General features: G+C 74.3%; 14 protein-coding genes. 6 read left to right on the top strand and 8 right to left on the bottom strand.

Annotated features, from left to right (window positions below; translation table 11 throughout):
• Positions 1-165 precede the first annotated feature (165 nt).
• The 3 genes from speB to Q4D18_RS07675 are packed head-to-tail and all read left to right on the top strand — an operon-like array spanning position 166 to position 4,159.
• Positions 166-1,173: an agmatinase gene (gene speB, locus Q4D18_RS07685; RefSeq protein ID WP_303127017.1), complete on the top strand. Its 1,008-nt coding sequence runs from the start codon at positions 166-168 to the stop codon at positions 1,171-1,173.
• Positions 1,170-2,933 (top strand): thiamine pyrophosphate-binding protein, encoded by a 1,764-nt coding sequence (locus Q4D18_RS07680; protein ID WP_303127015.1) that lies wholly within the window; start codon positions 1,170-1,172, stop codon positions 2,931-2,933. Before speB ends, Q4D18_RS07680 begins: the two co-directional genes overlap by 4 nt.
• Positions 2,930-4,159, top strand: a complete 1,230-nt coding sequence (locus Q4D18_RS07675; protein ID WP_303127013.1) for a PLP-dependent aminotransferase family protein — start codon at positions 2,930-2,932, stop codon at positions 4,157-4,159. The genes Q4D18_RS07680 and Q4D18_RS07675 overlap by 4 nt, the downstream gene beginning before the upstream one ends.
• Before the next feature lie 97 nt (positions 4,160-4,256).
• On the opposite strand, the gene Q4D18_RS07670 is transcribed toward Q4D18_RS07675, so the two are convergent.
• Genes Q4D18_RS07670 through Q4D18_RS07660 form a run of 3 tightly spaced genes read right to left on the bottom strand, consistent with a single transcriptional unit; the run spans position 4,257 to position 8,850 of the window.
• Positions 4,257-5,642, bottom strand: coding sequence for an NAD-dependent succinate-semialdehyde dehydrogenase (locus Q4D18_RS07670; RefSeq protein WP_303127011.1), 1,386 nt, complete (start codon positions 5,640-5,642; stop codon positions 4,257-4,259).
• Entirely contained in the window at positions 5,639-7,297 is a 1,659-nt protein-coding gene (locus Q4D18_RS07665; RefSeq protein ID WP_303127009.1) for an APC family permease, read from the bottom strand. The genes Q4D18_RS07670 and Q4D18_RS07665 overlap by 4 nt, the downstream gene beginning before the upstream one ends.
• A 29-nt stretch (positions 7,298-7,326) precedes the next feature.
• The gene (locus tag Q4D18_RS07660) at positions 7,327-8,850 is read right to left on the bottom strand and encodes an NAD(P)/FAD-dependent oxidoreductase (protein WP_303127007.1); all 1,524 of its coding nucleotides are present in this window, start codon (positions 8,848-8,850) and stop codon (positions 7,327-7,329) included.
• A 189-nt stretch (positions 8,851-9,039) separates the two neighbouring features.
• On the opposite strand from Q4D18_RS07660, the gene Q4D18_RS07655 reads away from it, so the two are divergent.
• Complete coding sequence (locus Q4D18_RS07655; protein ID WP_303127005.1) at positions 9,040-9,762, top strand: TetR/AcrR family transcriptional regulator; 723 nt, start codon at positions 9,040-9,042, stop codon at positions 9,760-9,762.
• Here the strand turns inward: Q4D18_RS07655 and Q4D18_RS07650 are convergent.
• Complete coding sequence (locus Q4D18_RS07650) at positions 9,732-10,685, bottom strand: LysR family transcriptional regulator (protein WP_303127003.1); 954 nt, start codon at positions 10,683-10,685, stop codon at positions 9,732-9,734. The two genes, Q4D18_RS07655 and Q4D18_RS07650, sit on opposite strands and share 31 nt — an antisense overlap.
• 99 nt (positions 10,686-10,784) lie before the next feature.
• Between Q4D18_RS07650 and gabT the strand changes: the two genes are divergently transcribed.
• Both gabT and Q4D18_RS07640 read left to right on the top strand, forming a co-directional pair.
• Complete coding sequence (gabT, locus tag Q4D18_RS07645) at positions 10,785-12,122, top strand: 4-aminobutyrate--2-oxoglutarate transaminase (protein WP_303127001.1); 1,338 nt, start codon at positions 10,785-10,787, stop codon at positions 12,120-12,122.
• A 121-nt stretch (positions 12,123-12,243) separates the two neighbouring features.
• Positions 12,244-12,609, top strand: coding sequence for an Lsr2 family protein (locus Q4D18_RS07640; RefSeq protein WP_303126999.1), 366 nt, complete (start codon positions 12,244-12,246; stop codon positions 12,607-12,609).
• Between the two features lie 94 nt (positions 12,610-12,703).
• On the opposite strand, the gene Q4D18_RS07635 is transcribed toward Q4D18_RS07640, so the two are convergent.
• The 4 genes from Q4D18_RS07635 to Q4D18_RS07620 form a co-directional block, all read right to left on the bottom strand.
• Complete coding sequence (locus Q4D18_RS07635) at positions 12,704-13,705, bottom strand: DUF305 domain-containing protein (protein ID WP_303126998.1); 1,002 nt, start codon at positions 13,703-13,705, stop codon at positions 12,704-12,706.
• 138 nt (positions 13,706-13,843) lie between these two features.
• On the bottom strand, positions 13,844-14,770 hold the full coding sequence (locus Q4D18_RS07630) for a class F sortase (protein WP_303126997.1): 927 nt from the start codon (positions 14,768-14,770) through the stop codon (positions 13,844-13,846).
• Positions 14,771-14,881: 111 nt separating this feature from the next.
• Positions 14,882-15,931 carry a hypothetical protein gene (locus Q4D18_RS07625; protein WP_303126996.1) on the bottom strand — a complete coding sequence of 350 codons (1,050 nt, stop codon included), beginning with the start codon at positions 15,929-15,931 and terminating at the stop codon, positions 14,882-14,884.
• 169 nt (positions 15,932-16,100) lie between these two features.
• The gene (locus Q4D18_RS07620) at positions 16,101-17,552 is read right to left on the bottom strand and encodes a deoxyribodipyrimidine photo-lyase (RefSeq protein ID WP_303126995.1); all 1,452 of its coding nucleotides are present in this window, start codon (positions 17,550-17,552) and stop codon (positions 16,101-16,103) included.
• Between the last annotated feature and the right edge of the window lie 280 nt (positions 17,553-17,832).

The following is a 17,832-nucleotide window of genomic DNA, read 5'->3' as shown; positions in this document are numbered from 1 at the left end:
GCCGGGGACACCGCCACCTTCAGCGGCCAGGAGCCCCACTCCTGGCAGAACCCGGACCCGGACTCCCCCGCCCTGGTCCTGTGGATCCTCGCCGGACGCACCTGAGCGCCCCGGCCCCGCGCGCCACCCCACCCCTACCCCGCCCGACAACCCCAGGAGAGCATCATGCTGGAGATCCCCCGCGTCGAGGAGAACGGCCGCCTCGGCCCCGTGAACTCGGCCCTCGTGCCCCGCTTCGGCGGCGCCCCCACCTACGCCCTGCTGCCGCGCCTGGACGAGGCCGCGTCCGCCGGGATCGCCCCGGAGATCAAGGTGGTCGGCGTGCCCTTCGACGCCGGCGTCTCCTACCGCCCGGGCGCCCGGTTCGGCTCCGGCCACGTGCGCCAGTCCTCCCGTCTGCTGCGCCCGTACAACCCGGCCACGGACACCTCCCCGTTCGCGCAGGCCCAGGTGGTGGACGCCGGGGACATGGCCGTGAACCCCTTCAACATCGGCGAGGCCATCGAGACGGTCCAGCAGGACGCCCTCGACCTCACCGCGGACGGCTCCTCGCTGATGACCATCGGCGGCGACCACACCATCGCCCTGCCCCTGCTGCGCGCCGCCGCGGCCCGGGCCGGCGAGCCGGTGGCCCTGCTGCACTTCGACGCCCACCTGGACACGTGGGACACCTACTTCGGCGCCGAGTACACCCACGGCACCCCGTTCCGCCGCGCCGTGGAGGAGGGGATCCTGGACACCGAGGCCATCTCCCACGTGGGCACCCGCGGCCCCCTGTACGGCAGGAAGGACCTCGACGACGACCACCGCCTCGGCTTCGGCATCGTCACCTCCTCCGACGTGTTCCGCCGCGGCGTGGACGAGGTGGTGGACGCCCTGCGCCAGCGCATCGGCTCCCGCCCGCTGTACGTCTCCGTGGACATCGACGTCCTGGACCCGGCCCACGCCCCGGGCACCGGCACCCCCGAGGCCGGCGGCCTGACCTCCCGCGAGCTCCTGGAGATCCTGCGCGGCCTGCGCGGCCTGGACATCGTGGGCGCCGACGTCGTGGAGGTCGCCCCCGCCTACGACCACGCCGAGATCACCGGCGTCGCCGCCTCCCACGTGGCCTACGACCTGATCACCCTCATGGCGGACCGCCGCGCCGCCCGCACCGAGGAGGCCCGCGCATGAACGACGCCGCCGCGCCGCAGGCCCACACCCCCCGCCGCAACGGCGGGGACCTCGCCGTCGAGACCCTGCACGCCCTCGGGGCGCGCACCGTGTTCGGCATCCCGGGCCAGCACGCCCTGGGGCTGTTCGACGCGCTCTCCCGCTCCCCGCTGGAGTTCGTCTCCAACCGCGTGGAGAACAACGCCGCCTTCGCCGCGGACGGCTACGCCCGCGCCACTGGCGAGGTCGGCGTGCTGTTCCTCTCCACCGGCCCCGGCGCCCTGACCTCCCTGGCCGGGCTGCAGGAGGCGTATGCCACGGGCGTGCCGATGGTGGTCATCGCCTCCCAGATCCCGCTCTCCGGGCTCGGCGCCCGCCGCAAGGGCATGCTCCATCAGCTGGACGACCAGAAGGCCTCGGCGCAGAACGTCACCAAGGCGCAGTTCACGGTGCACCACGCCTCGGGCATCCCCTCGGCCATCCAGGACGCCTGGGCCGAGGCCGTCACCGTGCCGCAGGGCCCGGTGTGGGTGGAGATCCCCCAGGACGTGCTGCTGGGCGAGGTCCAGGTGCCGCCCGTGCAGGACGCGCTCGCGGTCCCCTACGACCACCCGCCGCGCGCCGAGCTGGTGGCCGAGTCCGTGCGCTGGCTGCGCGACGCCGAGCGCGTGGCGATCGTGGCCGGCGGCGGCGTGCGCCGCTCCGGCCCGGCCGCCCAGGCGTCCCTGCGGGAGGTCGCCGAGCTGCTGCAGGCCCCCGTGGTCTGCTCCCCCGGCGGCAACACCGCCTTCCCGTGGGAGCACCCGCTCTCCCTCGGCGGCTGGGTGGAGGACCGGCACGTCACGGAGCTGCTGGAGGACGCGCAGGTGCTGCTCGTCGTCGGCTCCTCCCTGGGCGAGGTCACCTCCAACTACTTCACCCTCGAGCCGAGGGGACGGCTGATCCAGGTCGACGCCGAGCCGCGCGTCCTCGAGACCAACCACCCCACGCTCGGCGTGCGCGCCGACGCCGGGCAGGCCCTGGCCGCCCTCGCGGACGCGCTGCGCGCGGACGAGACCGCCCGCCCGGCCGACCGCCCCTGGCACGGCCGCACCTCCGCCGACGTCGTCGCAGAGGTCAACGCGAAGGTCACGGCCCGCCTGGACGCCCAGGACCTGCGCCGCGAGCGCCGCCTCATGGCGGACATCCGGGCGGCCGTCCCGGCGGACATGCAGACGTTCTGGGACATGACCATCGCCGCGTACTGGGGCTGGAACTGCTGGGACGCCCAGGCCGGCCAGTTCCACTCGGCGCAGGGCGCCGGCGGGCTCGGCTACGGGTTCCCCGCGGCGTTCGGCGCGTCCGTGGGCCTGGCCTCGGCCGGGCGCGACGCGCGGGTGCTGGCCGTGGCCGGGGACGGCTCGGCCATGTACTCGATCGCCGAGCTCGCCGCGGCCCGCCAGCACGACGCGGACGTCACGTGGCTGATCGTGGACGACGGCGGCTACGGCATCCTGCGCGAGTACATGGAGGGCGCGTTCGGGCAGGCCACCGCCACCGAGCTGGCCCGCCCGGACTTCGCCGCGCTCGCCGAGTCCTTCGGGGTGCCGGCCGAGACCGTGGAGGTCGAGCAGGTGGGCGAGGCGCTGACCCGCGCCCTCGCCGGCTCCGGCCCCAACGTGGTGGTGGTGCGCACCCTGCTGCGCATGTGGGCGCCCAGCCACCTCGAGGCCCCCGTCCCCGCGGACGAGGCCGGCCCCGGCCTCGCCGAGACCACCCGACCGGAAGGACCCGCCGCATGAGCACCCTCGACCCCGCGGGCGCGCGCGCCCACCTGGCCCGCCGGGCCACCACCGTCCAGCAGTCGGCCGTGCGCGACGTCTTCGACATCGCGATGGACCCGGACCTGGTGTCCCTGGCCGGCGGCAACCCGTGGCTGTCCGGGCTGCCGCTGGAGGAGCTCGGCGCCACGGCGCAGCGGCTGATCGCCCGGGAGGGCACCGCGTCCCTGCAGTACGGGCCCGGCCAGGGCCTGGAGTCCATGCGCGCGGCGGCCTGCACCGTGATGGCCGCGGACGGGATCCCGGACGCCGACCCCGAGCTGGTGGTGATCACCCCCGGCTCCCAGGCCGCGATCGACACCGCCTGCCGCGCGTTCGCGGACCCGGGCGACGTCGTCGTGGTGGAGGACCCCACGTTCGTGGGCGCGCTGACCTCGTTCCAGACGTGGGAGCTGGAGGCCGTGGCCACGCCCACGGACGAGCACGGCCTGGTACCGGAGGCCCTGGACGCCACGCTGACGCGGCTGGCCGCGGAGGGGCGCCGGGTGGCGTTCCTCTACACCATCCCCTCCTTCGCCAACCCCTCGGGGCTGCTGCTGCCGGCCGAGCGACGCGAGCGCGTGGCACAGGTGTGCGCGCGGCACGACGTGCTGATCGTGGAGGACAACCCGTACGGGCAGATCGCGTTCGACGGCGAGCCGGTGGCCCCGATCGCCGCCGCCCACCGGGACCGCACGGTGTACCTGGGGACGATGTCCAAGATCTTCTCCCCCGGCGTGCGCGTGGGCTGGGCGCTGGTGCCGGCGGCCCTGCACCGGGAGTTCTACCTGTGCGCGGAGTCGGCGTTCATCCACGCCTCCACCACGTCGCAGATGCTGGCGACGGCGTTCGTCACCGAGTTCGACTGGCAGGGCCACGTCCGGGAGGTCACCGGCCTGTACCGGGCGCGCGCGGCCACGCTGCAGGAGGCCCTGACCGAGCACTGGGACCCCGCATTCATGTACACGCCCCCGGCCGGCGGGTTCTTCCTGTGGGGCTCGCTGCCGGCGGGGATCGACACCGTGGAGCTGATGCGGGCGGGCATCGACGCCGGCGCCGTGTTCGTGCCCGGCGCCGCGTTCACCCCCGTGGCGGGCGTGCACTCCACCCTGCGCCTGGCCTACTCGTTCGTGGCCGAGGACACCCTGGTGGAGGGCGTGCGGCGCCTGGCCCCCGTGGTGAACGGTGCGGTGGCGCAGGCGCGCTGACCCGTCCCCGTCCCCGCCGACGACGCCGGCCCCGTCCCTCCTGGTGGAGGGGCCGGGCCGGCGTCGTCGTCCTCGGGCCCGGGACGGGCCGGGACCGTCAGTCCTGGACGAAGTAGAGCTGCTTGTTGACGAACTCGTCCATGCCCAGCGGGCCCAGCTCCCGGCCGAAGCCGGAGCGCTTCACGCCGCCGAACGGGATCTCGGCGCCCTCGCCGGCCGGGGTGTTCACGTTCGCCATGCCCACCTCGAGGCGCCGGGCGACGCTCTCGGCGAGCGCCTGGTCCTGGGAGAACACGGCGCCGCCCAGGCCGTACTGCGAGTCGTTGGCGAGCTCCAGCGCCTCCTCCGCCGAGCCCGCCGAGTACACCACGGCCACGGGGCCGAAGAGCTCCTCCCGGTAGGCGTCCATCTCGGAGGTGACGCCGGTGATCACGGCCGGCGCGAACCGGGCCCCGGTCTCGCCCGTGACCGTGCCGCCCACGTGCACGGTGGCGCCCTGCTCCCGCGCGCGCGCCACCTGCTCGGCGAGGGTCTCGGCCGCACCGCGGGAGGACAGCGGCGTGTACACGGTGGGGTCCTCGGAGTCGGCGTCGCCCGGGGTCATGGCCTCCGCCAGGGCCACGAGCTCGGCCACGAACGCCTCGTGGATCCCCTCGGCCACGATCATCCGCTTGTTGGAGTTGCACGCCTGGCCCATGTTGTACATGCGGGTGGCCCACGCCGTGCGGGCCGCCTCGGCCGGGTCGGCGGCGTCGAGGACGACGTACGCGTCCGAGCCGCCCAGCTCGAGCACCGCCTTCTTCAGGTGCTGCCCGGCCAGGGATCCCACCACCGCGCCGGCGCGCTCCGAGCCGGTCAGCGACACGCCCTGCACGCGCGGGTCGGCGATGATCTCGGCGATCTGCTCGTGCGTGGCGAAGACGTTGGTGTACACGCCGGCGGGGACGCCGGCGTCGTCCATGATGCGCTGCACGGCCAGGGCGGACCGCGGGCAGATCTCGGCGTGCTTGAGCACGATCGCGTTGCCGAGCATCAGGTTGGGGGCGGCGAAGCGGGCGACCTGGTAGTAGGGGAAGTTCCAGGGCATGACGCCCAGCAGCACGCCCAGGGGCAGGTGCCGGATCATGGCCCGGCCGCCGTCGAAGGTCTCGATCGGGCGGTCGGCGGCGAGGGTCGGGCCCTTGTCGGCGAAGTACCCGAAGATCGCCGCGCTGAACTCGGCCTCCTCCACGCCCTCGCCGACGCGCTTGCCCATCTCCGTGGCGATGATGCGGGCGAGCTCGTCCTTGCGCTCCTCGAAGAGGTCCGCGACCCTCCGGACGACGGCGGCGCGCTCCTCGATGGGACGGGCGGCCCACGCGCGCTGGGCGGCGTCGGCGGCGGCGAGGAGCCGCTCGAGCTCCGCGGCGTCCGGGGAGGGGAAGGTCTCGACGACCTGGTCGGTGGCGGGGTCCTGGACGCGGTAGCCGGGATGGGTGCTCATGGGCGGGTCCTCTCGTGCGGGTCGGCCGGGACGGCGGCGCCGTCGTCGGCCGGGCGGATGATCGGGATGGGACGGGTGGAGTCGGTCTGCGGGAGCGTCTCGCCCCGGAAGTAGGCCGGATGGCGCAGCCGGGTCCAGAGCATCAGGACGACGCCCAGCAGCAGCACCCCCATGCCGAGGAGGAACACGGTGCCGACCCCTCCGATGCTGGAGCCGGACCCGTAGTCCGGGTCGGTGGAGTCCACGGCCGTGACCGTGAACATCACCAGGAGCACGATGCCTCCCAGGAGCGGGAAGAGGAAGGTGGTGAGCGCGTTGCCCGCGGAGACGAACCACTCGCGGCGGAAGTACCAGACGCAGGCCAGCGCGGTGATGCCGTAGTAGAAGCAGATCATCAGGCCCAGGGCGGTGATGGTGTCCCACAGGGCGTTCTCCGAGATCAGTCGGGTGATCACGTAGAACGCCGCCGCGGCCGCCGCGCAGACCCACGTGGCGAACGCCGGGCTGTTGAAGCGCGGGCTGAGCTGGGCGAACTTCGGCGGGACGGCCCGGTAGAAGCCCATGGCGAGCAGCGTGCGCGCCGGGGAGAGCATCGTGGACTGCAGCGAGGCGAGCGAGCTGATGAGGATGGCACTGGACATGACCACGGCGAACGGGCCGAGGACCGGTCCGGCGAGCACCGCGAAGATGGACTCCTGGTTCTCCTCGTTGCCGGCGCCCAGGCCCTCGGTGCCCACGCCCGCCCAGGCGATGACGCCCAGGGCGCAGAGCACGTACACGGCGATGATCACGAGCACGGTCACCGAGGCGGCCCGTCCGGGGGTGCGCTCCGGGTCCTCGGTCTCCTCGTTCATGGTCAGGGTCACGTCCCAGCCCCAGAAGAGGAAGATGGACAGGGACACGCCCGCGGCCACCACGGAGAAGTCGCCCGCGGTGAAGGGGTTGAACCAGTCCAGCTGCACCGGCGTGGGGTCGAAGCCCGCCCCGTTCGAGGCCTGGACCAGGGCGGCGACGGCGAAGGCGCCCAGCGCCACGAGCTGGAAGACCACCAGGACGTACTGCAGCTTCTTGGTGGCCTCCATGCCCCGGTGGGAGATCCACCCGGCCAGGGCCAGGTAGAGGACCGTCAGGGGGATGTTCACCCAGAGGTTCCCGGCCAGGTCGGCCAGGGCCTCGTCGCCCGTCACCTGGGCCAGGAGCAGGAACGTGAAGTCCACGCCCACGGCCGCCAGGTTGGAGAGCACGATCACGGAGGCGGCGATCAGGCCCCATCCGCCCATCCAGCCCACGTAGGGGCCGAAGGCGTGCGTGGCCCAGGTGAAGGAGGTGCCGGAGTCCGGCACGCGGGTGTTCAGCGCCCGGTAGCCGAGGGCCACGAGCAGCATGGGGACGAAGCCCAGCAGCAGGATCGCCGGCACGTGCGTGCCCACCGTGCTGATGGTGGGGCCCAGGCCCGAGGTGAGCGTGTAGGCGGGGGCCACCACGCTGACGCCGATCACGACGGCGCCGATCAGGCCGACCTTGCCGGCCTCGAGGCCCTTGTTGCTGACGCCCGCGGGGTTGAGCAGGGAGACCTGCTCCACCTCCGCCGTGGACGGGTACACATGCTGGTCGCGGCGCGGCGCGGAGTGCGAGCCGGAGGGGGATGCGTTCATGGGAGGGTCCTTCGGTGCGGGCCGCGGCGTCAGCCGCGGCGCTCCTGCTCGACGATGGCCAGGGCGGCCGCCTCGCCCATGCGGACGGCGCCGTCGACGTGCTGATAGCCCTCCGCCGCGATGTCGGAGCAGGCGAAGTGGATCGGCCCCACGGGGCGGTTCTGCAGATGGCCCCATCGGGACAGGCCCCCGAGGTCGTAGCTGGTGGCGTACGCCCCGCGGGTCCACTCCTCCGCGGCCATGTCGGACAGGAAGAAGGCCACCGGCTCCTTGGCCTGAGGGCCGAGGTACTCGGCCATGGCCTCCAGGATCTCCTCCCGGCGCTGCTCAGCCGGCAGCTCCCAGATGCGCTCGGCGTGCACGTCGGACACGAAGCCGACCAGTGTGCCGCAGGGGTCCTCGACGCCGGGCTCACCGCCCGCGTCGTTGACCCCCCGGTTGGTGTTGTCGTAGAGCTCCTGGACCAGGCGTCCTCCGCCGAAGCACGTGCCGGACAGGCCGTCCTCGCGCCAGAACGGGGCCTCGTAGACGGCGTGCACCTTGATGACCAGGCCCATCGAGAGGTGCTGGTGGGCGACCATCTGACGGCGCGGCAGGGGCGGGACGTAGGAGATGCGGGAGTAGAGGTTCGGCGGCACGGCCAGCACGGCGAAGCGCGCGCGGACCTCGAGGTCGTCGGTGACGGCCAGGACGCTGCCCGGGCCGCCGTCCTGCGCCACGCCGTCGCGCACGTCGGCGGCCACGCCGTTGAGGTCGTCCGCGGTGGCCGCGTCCGGCTCGGCCCAGTGCAGGGTCCGGACCGGCTGGCCGAGGACCACATCCTCCCCCAGCTCGGCGGCCATGGCGCGGGACACCGACTGCATGCCCCCCTCGACCCGGGCGTCGAGGATGAAGTCCTCGTCCACCAGGTTGGAGAAGGACCCGGCGGAGGCGGCCATCAGCACCGCCTGCAGGAGCGAGAACGTGGTGGAGGGCTTGGTCAGCATGCCCGAGGCGACGTAGATGGAGACGTTGTCGATGGCCTCCTGGTCGTCCGAGAGGGAGGTCAGCCAGGTGCGGAAGGGCACGGCGTCCAGCTCGGCGGCGCGCGGGTGGTCCCAGGGGGCCGTGGCGCCGACCTCGGCGGCGAGCGCGTCCAGCTCGGCGATCAGACGGTCCATCTCCGCCTGCGTGTGCTCCGAGACCGGCATCTCGTCGTCGTACACGTGACGGGTGCCGTCCGGGGACAGGTACACGGACCCGCCCTCGCGGTGACGCTGGAACGTCGGCAGCCCCAGCTCCTCCACCAGCGCCGTGAGGCGGGTCTGGTCGGGCGAGATCCACTGGCCGCCGATCTCGATGAAGTGGTCCTGGCCGTCGGCGCCGTGGACGAGGCCGTTCCAGGTGCGGCCGCCCACGCGGTCGCGGGCCTCGAGGACGGTCACGCTCAACCCCTGCTGCTTCAGGGTGCGCGCCGCCATCAGGCCGGCGGGGCCGGCGCCCACGACGACGACGTCGCAGTCGCGCGCAGGACGGGTGGCCGCGGCGTCGGTGCTCGAGTGTTCGGTTCTCACTGTTCTCTCCCGGGAGGCTGGGGTGGGGATGGGGGCACGACCGGTCTAATGAATACCGTTCATAAAGTGTGGCGGGCCTCACTCTAGCGGGACGGGGCCACCACGGGAACCCCCGTCTGCGGACTGCTCGCCCACTCCGCCCGCGCCCGTGGGATCATGCGGAGGACCCCATTGCAGGAGGACTCGACCATGCCCACCCCGCGACGACGCGGACGACCCCTCAGCCCCGCCGTGACCCGGGAGGGCATCTGCCGGGCGGCTCTGCAGATCACCCGGGAGAGCGGCTACGAGGCCCTGACCATGGCCCGCATCGCCCGCCGCCTGGAGGTGGCGCCCAGTGCCCTGTACAACCACATCCGGGGCAAGGAGGAGCTGATGGCCCTGCTCCAGGACGCCGTGATGGACGGCGTGTCCACCAGGGAGCTGGAGCAGGCCGCCCGCGGGGAGATGCCCGTGGCCGACGCCGTGCGCGCGTGGGCCCGGTCCTACCGGGCCGTGTTCGCGGACCATGTGCCGCTCATCCCCGTCATCGCCACGATGCCGATCGAGGGGGCGACGCGGACCCAGGAGGTCTACGAGGCCGTCTGCGCCGCACTGGCCCGCACCCGACTGGCCCCGCAGCAGGTGCTCGAGCGGGTCATCGCCATCGAGTCGTTCGTCTACGGCTCGGCCTACGACGTCACCGCGCCGGCGGAGATCTTCCAGGTCACCCCGCCCGCGGGCCGTCTGCCCGCCCTGCGCGCGGCCGTGGAGTCCTTCCGCGGCTCCCATCCGGCCGATGCCGTCGCGGCCTCGCCCTCGAATCCGTACGCCGACGTCCCCTTCGACTCCGGCCTGGCCCTGCTGCTGGCCGACCTCGAGGAGGAGGACGCTCCGCCCGCTCAGGAGATCGGGGCGCCGTCCTCGGGGTAGCGCTCGCGGACGAAGGCCCGCAGCCGCCCGGCCACGGCCGCGATCTGCTCGGCGGCGAAGTGGTCGTGCCGCCACACCGCGTGCAGGTGCACCCCGAGGGTCTCGGCGCCGGCCCGGATGCGCAGGGGCCGCAGGCCGAACGCGGGGTCCTCGGTGACCACCGCGACCGCGGAGCCGTTGGCGGCGAGGGCCTGCGCCACCCGGCCCGAGTTGGCCTCCACCACGTCCCGCGGGGCGGCCCCGGCCACCTCGAGGGCGCCGTCCAGGACGCGGCGGGCCTTGAAGGAGCGGGAGGGCAGCACGAGCCGCACCTCGGCCAGCTCCGCGACGTGCACCTCCGTGCGCCCCGCCCACGGATGGGCCGGGCCCACACACGCCCACACCGGCATGCGGCGCAGCGGCAGGGCGGCCACCTCCGCCGGCGGCGTCGAGGGCAGCACCACGAGGTCGTGCTGCGCCACGGACGCCAGGAGGGAGTCGTCCAGCTGCGTCTCGGCCACCTGCACGGCCGGGTCCTCGGGGCCCAGTACGGTGAGGAACGGGATCACGACGTCGATCAGCGTGGTCCCCGGGGCGCCCACCGCGAGCGCGGTGAGGCGGCCGGCGGCCAGCACCGCCGCGGCCTGCCGGGCGTGGGCGTGCGCGTCCAGGACGCCCCGGGCCACGGGCAGCCACGCGTGGCCGGCCGGGGTGAGCCGCAGCCGAGCGCCCGCCGGGGCGAACAGGGTGAGGCCCAGCTCCCGCTGCAGGCGCTGCAGGTGGCGGGTCAGCGCCGACTGCACCAGACGGAGGCGTCGTGCGGCCTCGGTGACGGTGCCCGCCTCGGCCACCGTCACGAAGGTGCGCAGCAGGACGGGGTCCAGGACGCGCAGGACGGGATCCGCGTGGCCGGGCGCGGGGACGGGGTGCTCGGTCGGGGTCATGCTCCAGGAGCATAGGCGGCATCCGAGATCATCATTGGACGTGATGTGCCGGCCGTGCGCACGATGAAGTCCCCCGTCGCGCCGACCCCAGGAGCACCCATGGCCGCCCCCGCCCAGACCCGTCCCCCGCTCGAGCAGTCCCGTCACCTGGCCACCGCCCTGCCGGGTCCGCGCTCCCAGGCCCTCGCCAAGCGCCAGGCCGCCGTGGTCCCCGCGGGCGTGGCCGCCACCATGCCGGTGTTCGCCGCGCGGGCCGGCGGCGGGATCGTGGAGGACGTGGACGGCAACCGCCTGATCGACCTCGGCGCCGGCATCGCCGTGACCAACGTGGGCGTGTCCGCCCCCGCCGTCGTGGAGGCCGTCCAGGAGCAGGTCGCGGACCTGACCCACACCTGCTTCATGATCACCCCCTACGAGGGCTACGTGGCCGTGGCCGAGCAGCTGGGCCGGCTGGCGCCGATCTCCGGGCCCACCCGCAGCGCCCTGTTCAACTCCGGCGCCGAGGCCGTGGAGAACGCCGTGAAGGTGGCCCGCGCCGCCACCGGGCGCACCGCCGTCGCCGCGTTCGACCACGCCTACCACGGGCGCACCACCCTGACCATGACGCTGACGGCCAAGTCCATGCCGTACAAGCACTCCTTCGGCCCGTTCGCCCCCGAGGTGTACCGCGTGCCCGGCTCCTACCCGCTGCGCGACGGCGGCCTCACCGGCCCCGAGGCCGCGGCCCGGGCGATCACGATGCTGGAGAAGCAGGTGGGCGCGGACCAGCTGGCCGCCGTCATCATGGAGCCGATCCAGGGCGAGGGCGGGTTCATCGTCCCCGCCGAGGGGTTCCTCCCGGCGATCGTGGCCTGGTGCCGCGAGAACGGCGTGCTGTTCATCGCGGACGAGGTGCAGACCGGCTTCGCCCGCACCGGGGCGTGGTTCGCGTGCGAGGCCGAGGGGATCGAGCCGGACCTGATCACCACCGCCAAGGGCATCGCCGGCGGCCTGCCGCTCTCCGCGCTCACCGGGCGCGCCGACATCATGGACGCCGTCCACCCCGGCGGCCTCGGCGGCACCTACGGCGGCAACCCCGTGGCCTGCGCGGCCGCCCTCGGCTCCATCCGCACCATCGAGGAGCAGGACCTCACGGCGGCCGCCGAGCGGATCGGGCAGGTGGTGCACGAGCACTTCGCCGCCCACCCGGACGAGCGGATCGGCGAGGTCCGGGGCCGCGGCGCGATGATGGCGCTCGAGCTCGTGGACCCCGCCACCGGTGAGCCCGATGCCGCCCTCACGGGCCGTGTCCTGGCCGCCGCACGCCAGCAGGGCGTCATCGCGCTGGGCTGCGGCACCTACGGCAACGTGATCCGCTTCCTGCCCCCGCTCGTCATCTCCGAGGAGCTGCTCCGCGAGGGGCTCGCCGTGGTCAGCGAGGCGCTCGCCGCGGCCTGAACACCGGCCGGCCGTGACCGGAGGATACCGTCATTCCAGTTCGGATAACGTCCTCGAATTCACTGTCGTCGCGATATCCCCTAGTGTTTATGACGACGGCATTCGACAGTGAGGAACCATCATGGCCACCATTTCCACCATCGCCGACGATTTCGACGGCTCCACCCCCGCCGAGACCGTGTACTTCGCCGTGAGCGGCAAGGAGTACGCGATCGACCTGAACGAGGAGCACCGGGCCGAGCTCGAGGAGGTGCTCGACGCCTTCGCCGAGCAGATGCGCCGGTACACCGACGCCGCCCGTCCCATGGGCAAGGCGTCGGCCCCCCGCGCCTCCTCTTCCCGCTCCGGCGGCGCCCGCAGGTCCGGCACGGACACCAAGGCCGTGCGCGCGTGGGCGCAGGAGAACGGCTACGAGGTGGGCGACCGCGGCCGCATCCCGGCCGAGATCGTCGAGGCCTACACCAACCGCGGCGGCAAGAAGGCCTGACCCCCGCGCAGTCGAAGACCCCCGCACCGTGACGGTGCGGGGGTCTTCGTGTGCCGAACGACGGCGGACCGGGCGCCGGGTGCGCCGCCGAGGCTCAGTCCGAGGGGCTGGCGGACGCCCCAGGGGTCGGCGTCGGCCGGGCGGTGTCCGCGGGCGTGGGCGTCGGGCTCGGCGAGCCCTCGGCGGAGCCGGAGGCGGACTCCGAGGGGGCCGGGGGCAGACGGGACCACAGGTCGTACAGGGCGGACGGCGTGTAGTCCACGTAGGACCCGTCCGCGCCCACGGCGCTCTCGATCACCACGGGTCCGGTGTACCCGGAGGGCGGAGCCGTGCGCGTCGGGTCCGCACCGATCGCCCCGCGCCGGTTGAGCAGCACCACGATCTCCTCCATGCGGGACTGATGGCCCTCGATCAGCTGCTCCGCCAGGGCGCGGGTCTGCTCGTCCGTGCCCTCGTCCCGCTCCGTTCCCGCCAGGGTGACGCCGCCCTGGTACAGGCGGTGCATGTGCATCAGGTAGATCGTCTGGGCCGAGCCGTCGGCGGCCGTGACCAGCGCATTCCGGTCCGCGTCCGTGAGCAGGCCCGCCACCATGTTCCGGGCGGCCTGCTGCTTCGCGGAGACCTCGGCCTCGCTCGCATCCACGGTGGCCTCCGGGGCGGGCGCGGAGCTCGACTCGCCGAGCGGCTGCGGCGCCGGGGGCACCTCCTCGCCCCAGGCCTCGAGCTGGTCGGTCAGGGTCTGGATGCGTCCGTCCGTATCGGCCCGGACGGCCTCGGCCACGCGTCGGACTTCATCGTCGATCTGCTCACGCCCGAGGATCTCGTCCGACTCCTGGACAATGTCGTAGTGGTTGAGCAGGAGCGTGGAGACGAACCGCACGTCCCCGGCCAGCGGATCCGCCGACGTCGCGCTGGGCGTGGCCAGGACGCCCTCGAGGTAGGTGTTCGAGCCCTCGGCCTGCCCCGGCCGGCTCGGCTCCTCGGGGGTGGCCGCGGTGCCGCACCCGGTCAGCCCGAGGGCGAGGGCCAGCAGCCCTCCGCCGGCGGCCGTGGTCCAGCGCGCGGGGCGTGCGGCGGCAGGGACGGGTCGGGTCATGTCGTGCGGTCCTCTCGGGGTTCTCACGCGGCCCGGCGGGCGGGCGCGACCGGCGGGCGCGGACGGCCACCGGTCCTCAGAACGGTAGTCGGTCCCCGGCTCGGGTGGGAAACGGCGCGCGGGCCGAACCCGCCCGGCTCACGCCACGCGGGTGGCCTGCACGGCCCAGTTGTTCGTGGACGTGCCCACCGCCCCCGGGCCGCTGCTCGCGTCACACGTGATGAGCGTGAGCTTCGTGCCCTCCTCCGGCAGCTCCCAGGCCCAGACGTACGCGGGGTCGTGGGTGAGGGCATCCTTGTCCATGGACACGGCGTCCGCGTCGGTGCGGAAGGCGGCCTGCGTGCCGTCGTCGTAGGTCACCACCACGAGCGCGCCGGCGGCCAGCCCCTGGAGGTTCCAGAACACGTCCTTGCCGCCGTAGTTGCGCACGTGGCCCGTGAGGACGCCGGGGTAGCGGGAGGTCTCCCCCGGGGTCGTGCCCCACTGCGGCGGGCCGTACCAGCCCACCGTCTCCGGGTCCGGGTTGAGCTCGCCGTCCTCCTGCATCTGCACGAGCCGGACCGGCGCGCCGATCACCAGCTCGCCGTCCGCGTAGACGTCGATGTGCTCGGGGGCCGCCGTCAGCTCCTCCCACGGGGCGGCCGGACCGGTCATGCGCGCGGCGGCCTCGTCCGCCGTGGGCGAGCCCTCGGCCGGCGGCTCCTCGGCCGGCTCCTCCGGGGCGGCCTCCTCACTCGGGGGCTCGGACGCGGTCGAGGCGGCCGCCGGCTCGGACGACGGCGAGGCGGGCACGGGCTCGGACGACGACGGCGCCGCCGCGGTGCTCGAGGCAGCGGTGGAGGCGGACGTGCTGGGTGCGGGGGTGGACGCGGGCACGGCGCTGCTGGAGACCGCGGCGCGTGCGCTCGAGGGGCCCGCGCTCGACGACGCCGCGGCCGGTGTCGGCGTGGCCGGAGTGATGGGCGGCTCGCCGAACGCGAAGGCGCCGCGCAGGGCGAACGCGGCCACGGCCAGGCAGATCAGCAGCAGAGCGGCCCAGACGCCGCGCTTGAGTCCCGTGCTCATGGGGGTCCCTCCGGAGGTGGTGTGGGGTGCGGGCCGTGAGGCGCTGCAGCCGGGACGGACCGGCCGCCCCGGCACAGCGTAGTGCGCGGGGCGGCCGGACCGGTCGGGGCGTCAGCGGGCCAGGCCGAACCGGCGGCGGGCGGTCAGCAGGGCGCCGGCGCCGAGGGCGGCCGCGCCGGCCAGCCACCAAGCGGCGGTGTCGCCGGTCTCGACCTTCTCCGGCACCGCGTGCTCCTCCGCCGTCCCGCCGTCGGCGTCCTCGCGCATCGCGGGGAGCAGGGCCGCCGTATGCGGGTCGTCTAGGTCGAGGGGCTCGCCGCCCATGACGCCGTCCTCGGCGTCGGGCAGGCCCGTGACCTCGGCGGGCAGGGGCTCGCCCACGGTCACGGTGATCGTCTCGATCCCGGCGACGTGGTCGCCGTGGAAGTCCACGGTGAAGGCGTCCGTGCCGACGAAGCCCTCCTCCGGGATGTACCAGGCCTCGAGCCTGCCGGTGTCCTTGTTGCGGACCGTGTGGAGCTCCCCGTGCTCCGGCTGCTCCTGGATCCAGGCGTTGCTCTCCTCGATCACCGGCATGATCCGCTGGATCCGCAGGCTGTCGACCCCGGGGGCGAGCGCGGCCTCCGAATCCCACACCAGCGGGTGGAGGCCGGAGAAGTCCTGCGGATTCACGAGGGCGAGCAGCTCGCCGCCCCGGTCGTCGGAGAGGTCGTCGTCCGCGCCCACCGCCATGGACATCTGCAGCCGTGTCTCCCCGGCGTACACCTCGTAGACCACCGGACCGGTGCCCGCCTCGCCGAGGGCGCGTCGGGTCTCGAGGACATCCACGATGCCGCCGTCGATGAGCTCGACCGGGGTGAAGGGCACGCCGACGGCGTCGCCCACCGGCTCGCCCGCGGCGTCCGCGGGGGCGACGGTGAGGGTCAGGTCCTCCGGGTCGTACCCGGAGTACGTCTGGAAGTGGGCCTGCGTGACCGACTCGGCGTTGACCTGGAGGAAGTGTCCGGCCATGACGCCGTGGTCGTCCGACCAGCGGGTCTCCTCCCCCTCCACGGCGAGGGCCGGGGAGGCGAGGGCGAGGGGCGCGGCGAGCCCGGCGCCGAGGACCGCCGCGGACAGGCGGGCGGCGGGACGGCAGACGTGGGTGCGAGTGCGGGTCACGATGGTCTCCTGGATCGGGACGGAGGGCGCGTCCCCGCTCCCGGCCGGCCCGGACCTCCCGGCGCCGCCCTGCAGGGACAGCCCGATTCTGCATCCGGGCTGAGCGCGCGGGCAACGCCGTCTGGACATCGGTACACAGCTGTGACCCAGCCGCGATCGGGCCGTGATCTCAGCTGAGGCCCGCGGCGTCCTTCATGTCCGCGTAGGCGTCCAGCGCCTCCTGCCGCGAGGCCTTCAGGTCCACCACGGGCTCGGGGTATCCGCACAGCGGCTCGTCCGCCTCGGGGACCCAGCGGCTCACGTAGCGGCCGTCGACGTCGAACTTCGCCGCCTGCGTCTCCGGGTTGAAGATCCGGAAGTACGGCGAGGCGTCCGCGCCGGAACCGGCGACCCACTGCCAGGACACGGGGTTGTTGGCCTCGTCCGCGTCCACGAGGGTGTCCCAGAACCAGGCCTCCCCGTCCTGCCACGGCTGGAGCATGTTCTTGCAGAACAGGGACGCCGTGGCCATGCGCACCCGGTTGTGCATCCAGCCGGTCTCCCCCAGCTGCCGCATGCCGGCGTCCACGAGCCGCAGGCCGGTCCGCCCCCGCCGCCAGGCGCGCGCGAGGCCCTCGTCCGGCCGGTAGGCGAACGCGCCGAACTCGGGCCGCAGGGGCACGGTCTCCAGATCCGCGTGGTGATACGCCAGGGACCAGCAGAACTCGCGCCAGTAGAGCTGGCGGGTCCAGGCGCGTGCGTCCTGGGCGGCCACGTCCTGCTCGGCAGCATGTCGGGCGGCGTGCCACAGGGTGCGCGGAGACAGCTCCCCCGAGCGCAGCCGGGGCGAGAGCCGGGACGTCGAGGCGGGGTCCCCGGGCACGTCCCGGCTCTGCCCGTAGCCGTCCAGGGCGACCTCCAGCGCGTCGAGGGCGTCGAGGGCCGCCTCCTCCCCCGGCGTCCAGTGCTCCGCCACGGTGTCCCGCCACCACTCAGGGTCCCGGTCCAGCAGCCCCAGGCCGTCCAGGTCGGTCAGGACGCCCCGGCCCCGCAGCGCGGCCAGGACCTGCTCCGTCTCCGCCGAGGGGCCGTCCAGGGCCTCGGGCACGGGGAGCACGGCGCCCACCGGCACGTCCATGGCCGCCCGGTGGAACGGCGTGAACACGCGGTAGTTCCCGCCGGCGCCGGTGGTCACCTCCCACGGCTCGGTGAGTAGCGCGCCGGGGTGGCTGTGCGCCTCCCGCCCCGCCTCGCCCAGCAGGGTCTTCACCTGTGCGTCGAGCGCCCGGGACCGCGGGGCGTACCGGCGGGACCACCGCACCACGGACGCGTCCAGCCCGGCGGCCACCTCGAGGACCAGCCGCCGGGCGTCCCCGCGGGCGAACACGAGCGGGATCCCGAGCGCCTCGAGCCGCAGGGCGAGGGCCTCCAGGCTGCGGTGGTACCACCAGCGCGCGGCGGCCCCGAGCGGACGCGGGCCGAGCCGACCGGCGTCGTCGTCCTGCGCGCCCTCCTCCCGGATCCACAGCGCGACGACGTCGCCGCGCCCCTCGTCCTGTCCCCGCACCTCCGCCACCGCGGCGGTGAGGGCCTCGTGGTCGAGGGTGCGGAGGTCGTCGCGGAGCCAGAGCAGCGTGGTCATGGGCTCCAGCATGCCCGGCGACGCGGCCCCGGCGCGACGGTCCGGACGCACCGGCCGGGAGGCGCCCCGGACGCGGCGAGGGCGGCCGCCGGGTCACGGCGGCCGCCCTCGCGGCGGGACGGGGTCGGCGCGGCCGGCCCCGTGCCGGTCAGCGCAGACCGAAGGAGCGGCGGAAGCGCACCATGGCGCCGGCGCCCACGGCGGCCAGACCGGCCAGCCACCAGGCGGCGGTGTCGCCGGTCTCGACCTTCTCCGGGACCGTGTGGCCGTCTTCGTCGGC

This window comes from Micrococcus sp. (genome assembly GCF_030523875.1).
GTDB lineage: Bacteria > Actinomycetota > Actinomycetes > Actinomycetales > Micrococcaceae > Micrococcus.
This window is presented reverse-complemented; position numbering and strand designations above follow the sequence as displayed.

Excerpts from the sequence above, each read along its gene's own strand:
- gabT (WP_303127001.1), top strand. The coding sequence starts at position 10,785 with ATGGCCGCCCCCGCCCAGACCCGTCCCCCGCTCGAGCAGTCCCGTCAC.
- Q4D18_RS07640 (WP_303126999.1), top strand. The coding sequence starts at position 12,244 with ATGGCCACCATTTCCACCATCGCCGACGATTTCGACGGCTCCACCCCC.
- Q4D18_RS07635 (WP_303126998.1), bottom strand. The coding sequence starts at position 13,705 with ATGACCCGACCCGTCCCTGCCGCCGCACGCCCCGCGCGCTGGACCACG.
- Q4D18_RS07675 (WP_303127013.1), top strand. The coding sequence starts at position 2,930 with ATGAGCACCCTCGACCCCGCGGGCGCGCGCGCCCACCTGGCCCGCCGG.
- Q4D18_RS07680 (WP_303127015.1), top strand. The coding sequence starts at position 1,170 with ATGAACGACGCCGCCGCGCCGCAGGCCCACACCCCCCGCCGCAACGGC.
- Q4D18_RS07670 (WP_303127011.1), bottom strand. The coding sequence starts at position 5,642 with ATGAGCACCCATCCCGGCTACCGCGTCCAGGACCCCGCCACCGACCAG.
- Q4D18_RS07650 (WP_303127003.1), bottom strand. The coding sequence starts at position 10,685 with ATGACCCCGACCGAGCACCCCGTCCCCGCGCCCGGCCACGCGGATCCC.
- Q4D18_RS07665 (WP_303127009.1), bottom strand. The coding sequence starts at position 7,297 with ATGAACGCATCCCCCTCCGGCTCGCACTCCGCGCCGCGCCGCGACCAG.
- Q4D18_RS07620 (WP_303126995.1), bottom strand. The coding sequence starts at position 17,552 with ATGACCACGCTGCTCTGGCTCCGCGACGACCTCCGCACCCTCGACCAC.
- speB (WP_303127017.1), top strand. The coding sequence starts at position 166 with ATGCTGGAGATCCCCCGCGTCGAGGAGAACGGCCGCCTCGGCCCCGTG.
- Q4D18_RS07630 (WP_303126997.1), bottom strand. The coding sequence starts at position 14,770 with ATGAGCACGGGACTCAAGCGCGGCGTCTGGGCCGCTCTGCTGCTGATC.
- Q4D18_RS07655 (WP_303127005.1), top strand. The coding sequence starts at position 9,040 with ATGCCCACCCCGCGACGACGCGGACGACCCCTCAGCCCCGCCGTGACC.